This window comes from Allobosea sp. CER48, assembly GCF_044752385.1.
Lineage (GTDB): Bacteria > Pseudomonadota > Alphaproteobacteria > Rhizobiales > Beijerinckiaceae > Allobosea.
The window spans coordinates 1-7,293 of sequence record NZ_JBIWYK010000136.1; the positions used below are offsets into that span (position 1 = coordinate 1).

A 7,293-nucleotide genomic window follows, 5' to 3' on the forward strand; every position below is an offset into this window, starting at 1 on the left:
TCAGGTCGGCGCTGCGCCATCTCGCCGGCGGCGTGACGGTCATCACGACAGGGGTTGGCGACGATCGCACGGGCCTGACCGTGACCTCGCTCTCCTCGCTCTCGGCCGAGCCGCCGACGGTGATGTTCGGCCTCAACCTGTCGTCGTCATCCTTCCCCGTGCTCAGGCGCCATCGCAGCTTCGGCGTGAACTTTCTCACCGCCACACAGAAGGAAATCGCCGACCGCTTCGCCGGCCGCGGCGGCGAGAAGGGGCCCGCCCGCTATGCCGAGGCGCAATGGAGCGAGGGTCGCACCGGCGCCCCGCTGCTCGACGGAGCCCTCGCCGCGCTCGATTGCGAGGTGGAGGAACTCATCGAGCGACACTCGCACGCCATCGTCATCGGCCGCGTCCGCGAGATCAGGCCCGGCGCCAACGACGCTGCGCTTCTCTACTGGCGCGGCGATTACGAGCGGCTCGGCTGGATGGCCGAGGAAGCCCGCACCGCGCTCGGCCTGCGCTCCCTCTGACCTAAGACACGGCTTTCCGACATGACCTACAGCCTCAGCCTGCTCGACAAGAGCCCGATCCTCGAGGGCGAAACCGCCGTCGCCGCTCTGCAGCGCACGACAAGCCTCGTCCAGACGGCCGAACGCCTCGGCTATCGCCGCTTCTGGCTGGCGGAGCACCATGATTTTCCCGGCCTGGCCAGCCCGGCGCCGGAAGTGCTGGCCGCCTATCTGCTGGCACGGACGCAGCGCATCCGGATCGGCACCGGCGGCGTGCTCCTGCCGCATTACAGCCCCTACAAGGTCGCCGAGACCTTCAACCTGCTGGCCTCGCTCGCGCCGGGCCGCGTCGACCTCGGCATCGGCAAGGCGCCGGGCGGCCTGCCGCTCGCGACCAAGGCCTTGCGGTCCCTGCACGATCGAACGCATGCGCCGTCGTTCGAGACCCTTCTCGACGAACTCGACGGCTTCCTCGCGCCGCGCCCCGCAGCGTCCGGTCCGCAGGAGAAGCCCCGCGCCTTCCCGGTGCCGCCGGCCACGCCGGAGCGCTTCCTGCTCGGGGCCAGCCCGGATAGCGCCCGGCAGGCGGGCGAGCGTGGCTGGCATTTCGTCTTCGCCGGGCACCACAACGGCGATCCAAAGGCGATCGAGGAGAGCCTCGCAGCCTATGTCCGGGCGGGCGGCTCGGCCGCGCCTCTGCTGGCAGTCGCAGCCTTTGCCGCGCCGACCCCGGAAGAAGCGCAGAGCCTCACGGAAAACCACCGCGTCGTGCGCCTCACGCTCGACAATGGCCAGAACCTCAATCTCGGCAGCGAGGAACAGGCGGCGGAATACGCCCGGCAGGCCGGCGCTGCCTCCTGGCGCACGGAGATCCGCAGGCCGCATATCCTGGCCGGCACGCCCGAGCAGGTGCGGCGCGAGCTCGACGCGCTCCATGCCCGCTTCGGTATCGCCGAATTCGTCATCGACACGCCGGTGGCGCTCACCGCCCGCCGTCTCGCCTCCGTGACGCTGCTCGCCGGCGAGACGCCGGCGCTGGCGGCCTGATCCCCGATTCAGAAAGGACGTTCCCATGTCCCGCACCCGCCTGACCTTCGGCCTGATGCTCCAGGGCGCCGGCAGCCACATGAACGCCTGGCGTCACCCGAGCAACCCGGCCGATGCCAGCGTCAATCTCGACTTTTTCATCCGCAACGCCCGCAAGGCCGAGGAGAACGGCATAGCCTTCGCCTTCGTCGCCGACGGGCTCTACATCAACGAGAAGTCGATCCCGCATTTCCTCAACCGCTTCGAGCCGCTGACCATTCTCTCGGCGCTGGCGACCACGACCAGCAAGCTCGGCCTCGTCGGCACGGTCTCGACCTCCTACAGCGACCCGTTCACCATCGCCCGGCAATTCGCCTCGCTCGACCTGATCAGCGGCGGCCGCGCCGGCTGGAACGCGGTGACATCGCCGCTGGAGGGCTCCGGCCGCAACTACAGCCGCCCGCATCCCGAGCATGCGCTGCGCTACGAGATCGCCCATGAATATCTCGACATCGCCAAGGGGCTCTGGGATTCCTGGGACGATGACGCCTTCCCCCGGAATCGCGAAAGCGGCCACTTCTTCGACCGCGAGAAGCTGCATGCGCTGAACCACAAGGGTCGGTTCTTCCAGGTCGAGGGCCCCCTCAACATCCAGCGCTCGCCGCAGGGCCAGCCGGTGATCTTCCAGGCGGGGGCCTCCGATGCCGGCATCGGACTGGCCGGCCGCCATGCCGATGCGGTCTTCGCCAACCACGTCCCGCTTGAGGAGGCGCAGAGCTTCTACCGCAGCATCAAGACCAGCGCCGTCGCCCATGGCCGGCTCGCCGATGAGATCAAGGTCTTTCCGAGCGCCGGGCCGATCGTCGGGCGCACCCAGGCCGAGGCCGAGGAGAAGTACCGCGCCATCCGCGACCTGATCTCGATCGACGACGCGCTCGCCTATCTCGGCCGCTATTTCGACCACCACGACTTCAGCGCTTATCCGCTCGATGCGCCCTTCCCGGAACTCGGCGAGATCGGCAAGAACAGCTTCCGCTCCACCACCGACCGCATCAAGCGGAATGCCGCCCTCAAGGGCCAGACGCTGCGCGAAGCGGCGCTGGAAGCGGCAACCCCGCGCACCGATTTCATCGGCTCGGTCGAGCTGATCGCGGACAGGCTGATCGAGCGCATCGAGACGCAGGCCGCCGACGGCTTCATTCTCGGCTTCCCGGTGATCGGCCAGGGCCTCGACGATTTCGTCGAGCTGATCATCCCGGTGCTGGAGGAGCGCGGCGTCTACAACCGCAACCTTCCGGGCGCCACGCTGCGAGACCATCTCGGCCTCCACCGCCGCGAGAGCCGCCACGCCGCGACTTCGGACCTGGCGCCGACGCGCCGCGCCGGTTGAGCGGTCCGCAACGACGTCACGAAGAGGCGCAAGCCATGGCCGACGAATTCTTCTACACCACCCCTCTCCACCCGCTTGCCCAGCCATTGGTCGAGCAGCTCACCTGGGAATACGCCACGCGCTACGGCAGCTATTTCGACGAACAGCCGGGCGCCGAGATGAGCCGCTACCCGGCCGAACTCTTCGCTCCGCCGGACGGGAATTTCGTCCTGCTGCTGCGCGCAGGCCGCGCCATCGCCGGTGGGGCCTTCAAGCGCCATGACGAGCGCTCGGCCGAGATGAAGCGCATCTGGACCCATAGCGACTTCCGCCGGCAAGGGCTCGCGCGGCTCATTGTCGCCGAGCTGGAGCTGCAGGCCGTGCGACAGGGCTATGGCAGGATATTCCTGACCACCGGCTTTCGTCAGCCAGAGGCCAAGGGGCTGTATCTGCAGGTCGGCTACACCCCGCTCTTCGACGTCTCGGTCGATCCCGAGACCTACGGGAAGCTGCCTTTCGAAAAGGAGCTCTCCGTCCGGCCTGCTTCGCTGGTGCGGCCGCCGGGCAGCCGCTCCTCGCTCAACGCCGCCTGACGGCGCGCCTCCCCTTCCACAATAACAAGAGCCAGCCATGACCCTCGCCAGCGACTTCGCGGGCTTGCCCACGCATGCCCAGTCTCCAGCCCCGATCCGCGATTTCAGCCGCTACCGCATCGTCCCCGCCCGCTATCCCGGGCGCACGATCGGCACGGTCTTCGCAGGTATCGTGATCTTCGCGGTCCTGAATTCGGTATTGTCGAATCCGCGCTGGGGCTGGGATGTCTTCGCCGAGTGGTTCTTCGCCGAACCGGTACTGGTCGGGCTGGGCCGCACCCTGTTCCTGACGCTGCTCGGCACGGTCTTCGGCTTCCTGCTCGGCACCCTGCTGGCGCTGGCGCGGGTTTCCGGCTCGCCGCTGCTCGCCTCCCTGTCCTGGGGCTATGTCTGGCTCTTCCGCTCGATCCCGCTGATCGTGCTGCTGCTCATCCTGAACAATCTCGGCTATCTCTACAGCACGATCTGGCTCGGCATTCCCTTCACCGGGATCAGCTTCGGCTCCTGGCAGACGACGCAGCTCATCACCCCTTTCTTCGCCGCGGTTCTGGGCCTTACCCTCAATGCGGCCGCCTTCTCCTCCGAGATCGTGCGCGGCGGCATCCTCGCCGTGGACCAGGGCCAGCACGAGGCTGCGGCGGCGCTCGGCCTGCCGAAACGGCGCCAGATCTCCCGCATCGTGCTGCCGCAGGCGATGCGCTCGATCCTGCCGACGGCGTTCAACGAGATCATCAGCCTCGCGAAGGGCACGAGTCAGGTCTACATCCTCGCCCTGCCGGAGCTGTTCTACACGATCCAGGTGATCTACCGGCGCAATCTCGAGGTGATCCCGCTGCTGATGGTGGCGACGGTCTGGTACCTCGTCATCCTCAGCGTCCTCTCCTTCTTCCAGCGTCATATCGAGCGCCATTATGCCCGCGGCGCCCTGCGCAACCCGCCGCCCTCGGCGATCGACACCGCGCTGCGCTGGCTCGGCAGGAACCGTGTTGCCGCTGCGACAGCCGGCGCAGGCGTCGCCGCTGCGACGCAGGCCCCAGCCACATCGCGCACGGCTTCGCTCGCCACGCTCTCCCGGCGCAGCGGCGGCGAGATCCGCATCAGCCATGTCTCCAAGAGCTTCGGCCCGCTCAAGGTGCTCGACGATGTCAACCTGTCGCTGCGTCCCGGCAGCGTCACGGCGATCATCGGCCAGTCCGGGTCCGGCAAATCGACCCTTCTGCGCTCGATCAACCACCTGGAACGCGTCGACGAGGGCTTCATCGCCATCGACGGCGAGCTGATCGGCTACCGGCAGGATGGCGAGACGCTCTACGAGCTGAAGGAGAAGGACATCCTGGCCCGGCGCGTCGATGTCGGCATGGTCTTCCAGAACTTCAATCTCTTCCCGCATCTGACGGCAATCGAGAACATCGCCGAGGCGCCGGTGACCGTGCGCGGCCTCTCCCGCCAACAGGCCCAGGCCGAAGCGCAGGAACTGCTCGCCCGCGTCGGCCTCGCAGACAAGGCGCAGGCCTATCCGCGCCAGCTCTCCGGCGGCCAGCAGCAGCGCGTCGCCATCGCCCGCGCGCTCGCCCTCAAGCCCAAGGTCCTGCTCTTCGACGAGCCGACCTCGGCGCTCGACCCCGAGCTTGTCGGCGAAGTCCTCGACGTCATCAAGGAGCTCGCCCGCTCCGGAACGACTCTGGTCATCGTCACACACGAGATCGGCTTCGCCCGAGAGGTCGCCGACCAGGTCGTCTTCATGGAGGCCGGCCGCATCGTCGAGGCCGGCGCCCCCGCCCAGGTCCTCGGCAGCCCCAACCATCCCCGCACCCGCGAATTCCTCGCCAAGGTGCTCTGACCTTCCCGCCGCACAAGGAACCCGACCATGATCACGCGACGCGATTCATTGAGCCTTCTCGCCGGCGCTGCTTCGGCCGCCATTCTCCCCGTCCGCGCCTTTGCCCAGCAGGCGATCGACCTTTCCCCGGAACAGCCGGGGCGCCCGCGGGCGCAGATCGACGAACAGGCGATCAAGCTCCTCGCCAAGGACGCGAAGTTCGCGAAGGACGGCGTCTTCACGATAGCGAACACCGCGGGGCGCCTGCCTTTCGGCAGCTATGCCAGCGATACGAAGACGATCATCGGCTCGGAGCCCGATATCGGGCAATTGATCGCCGATGCGCTCGGCCGCAAGCTCGAAGTCGTGCCGACGGCCTGGGCGGACTGGCCGCTCGGCGTCACCTCGGGCAAGTTCGATGCCGTGATTTCCAATGTCACCGTCACCGAGCAGCGCAAGGAGAAGTTCGACTTCTCGACCTATCGCAAGGACCTGCTCGGCTTCTACGTGAAGAAGGACAACGAGATCGTCATTCGCGAACCGCGGGACGTCGCCGGCCTCAAGGTCATCGTTTCCGCCGGGACCAATCAGGAGCAGATCCTGCTGCGCTGGAACGAGGCCAATCTCAAGGCCGGCCTGAAGCCGGTCGAGCCACAATATTACGACGACGACGTCGTGCTCTACCTCGCGCTCGAATCCGGCCGTGCCGACGCGTATCTCGGCCCGAATGCGCTGCTCAGCTTCAAGGCGGCCCAGGAAGGCAAGACGCGCCTCGCCGGCAATTTCTCGGGTGGCTGGCCGGTATTGGCGGAGATCGCGGTGACGACCCGCAAGGGCGCGGGCCTCGCCGATGCCATCACCCAGGCGCTCAACACGCAGATCAGGAACGGCAACTACGCGAAGGCGCTCGCGCGCTGGAACCTCTCCGCCGAGGCGATCGAGGAATCGCGCACCAACCCGCCCGGCCTGCCGAAGGCGTGATTGCCTCGCCCACCACGTGCCTTCGCAAGAACTGGAGACCAACATGATCCCGCGACGGACGCTCCTGTCGCTGCTCGTCGGCGCGCTCAGCGCCACGAGCCTGCCCGCTCTCGCCCAGCAATCGCCCTTTGATCTCGGTCCGGAGCAGCCCGGCCGCATTCGCACCGAGAAGGATCCGGCCGCCATCGCCGCGGTGCCGAAGGGCTTCTCCTTCGTCGAGCCCGGCATCTTCACCGTCGGCATCAGCCCCGGCGGCCCGCCACTGGCCACCTACGCCACGGACGCGAAGACCGTGGTCGGCGCCGACCCCGACTTCGCCCAGCTCATCGCCGACAGTCTCGGCCTGAAGCTCAACCTGGTGCCGCTCGCCTGGGCGGACTGGCCGCTCGGCCTGACCTCCGGGAAATACGACGCCGTCATCTCGAATGTCGGCGTCACCGAGCAGCGCAAGGAGAAGTTCGACTTCTCGACCTATCGGCAGGGCCTGCACGGCTTCTTCGTCAAGGCCGACAGCAAGGTCACCAGCATCAAGGAGCCGAAGGATGCCGCAGGCCTCAGCTTCAGCGTCGGCGGCGGCACCAATCAGGAGCGCATCCTGGTGGAGTGGAGCAAGCAGAATGCCGCGGCCGGATTGAAGCCGCTGGAACTGCAGCTCTTCGATGATGAAGCCGCGCGCCTCGTCGCGCTGCGCGCGGGCCGGGTCGACGTCGTCGTGCAGCCCCATGCCCAGCTCGTCTTCGTCGCCGCCCGCGACAAGGACATCAAGCGCATCGGCACCCTCAGCGCCGGCTGGCCGCTCAAGTCCGACGTCGCGATCACCACCCGCAAGGGCAGCGGCCTCGTCGATGCGCTGACGCTCGCCACCAACAACCTGATCAAGTCGGGCAAGTACCGGCAGGCGCTGGCCCGCTGGGGCATCGAGGAGGAAGCGGTGGAGCGCTCCGAGACCAATCCGCCCGGACTGCCCAGGTACTGACAAGACGACCTTAGCGACATGTCCCAGCTCTCGATCCGGCA

The 7,293-nt window shown here is 67.6% G+C and carries 7 protein-coding genes; all 7 read left to right on the forward strand.

Annotation, left to right across the window (positions count from 1 at the left end):
• A partial coding sequence (locus ACIPIA_RS07365) for a flavin reductase family protein (RefSeq protein WP_400508111.1) occupies positions 1–509 on the forward strand: 509 nt, incomplete at its 5' end.
• A gap of 21 nt (positions 510–530) precedes the next feature.
• The gene (locus ACIPIA_RS07370) at positions 531–1,535 is read left to right on the forward strand and encodes an MsnO8 family LLM class oxidoreductase (RefSeq protein WP_400508113.1); all 1,005 of its coding nucleotides are present in this window, start codon (positions 531–533) and stop codon (positions 1,533–1,535) included.
• A gap of 25 nt (positions 1,536–1,560) precedes the next feature.
• Complete coding sequence (locus ACIPIA_RS07375; RefSeq protein ID WP_400508114.1) at positions 1,561–2,904, forward strand: LLM class flavin-dependent oxidoreductase; 1,344 nt, start codon at positions 1,561–1,563, stop codon at positions 2,902–2,904.
• Positions 2,905–2,939: 35 nt separating this feature from the next.
• On the forward strand, positions 2,940–3,476 hold the full coding sequence (locus tag ACIPIA_RS07380; protein ID WP_400508115.1) for a GNAT family N-acetyltransferase: 537 nt from the start codon (positions 2,940–2,942) through the stop codon (positions 3,474–3,476).
• Between the two features lie 37 nt (positions 3,477–3,513).
• Entirely contained in the window at positions 3,514–5,316 is a 1,803-nt protein-coding gene (locus tag ACIPIA_RS07385; protein WP_400508116.1) for an amino acid ABC transporter permease/ATP-binding protein, read from the forward strand.
• 27 nt (positions 5,317–5,343) lie between these two features.
• Positions 5,344–6,276: an ABC transporter substrate-binding protein gene (locus ACIPIA_RS07390; protein WP_400508118.1), complete on the forward strand. Its 933-nt coding sequence runs from the start codon at positions 5,344–5,346 to the stop codon at positions 6,274–6,276.
• A gap of 43 nt (positions 6,277–6,319) precedes the next feature.
• A complete protein-coding gene (locus tag ACIPIA_RS07395; protein ID WP_400508120.1) occupies positions 6,320–7,252 on the forward strand; it encodes an ABC transporter substrate-binding protein in 933 nt (310 codons plus the stop codon).
• Positions 7,253–7,293 lie beyond the last annotated feature (41 nt).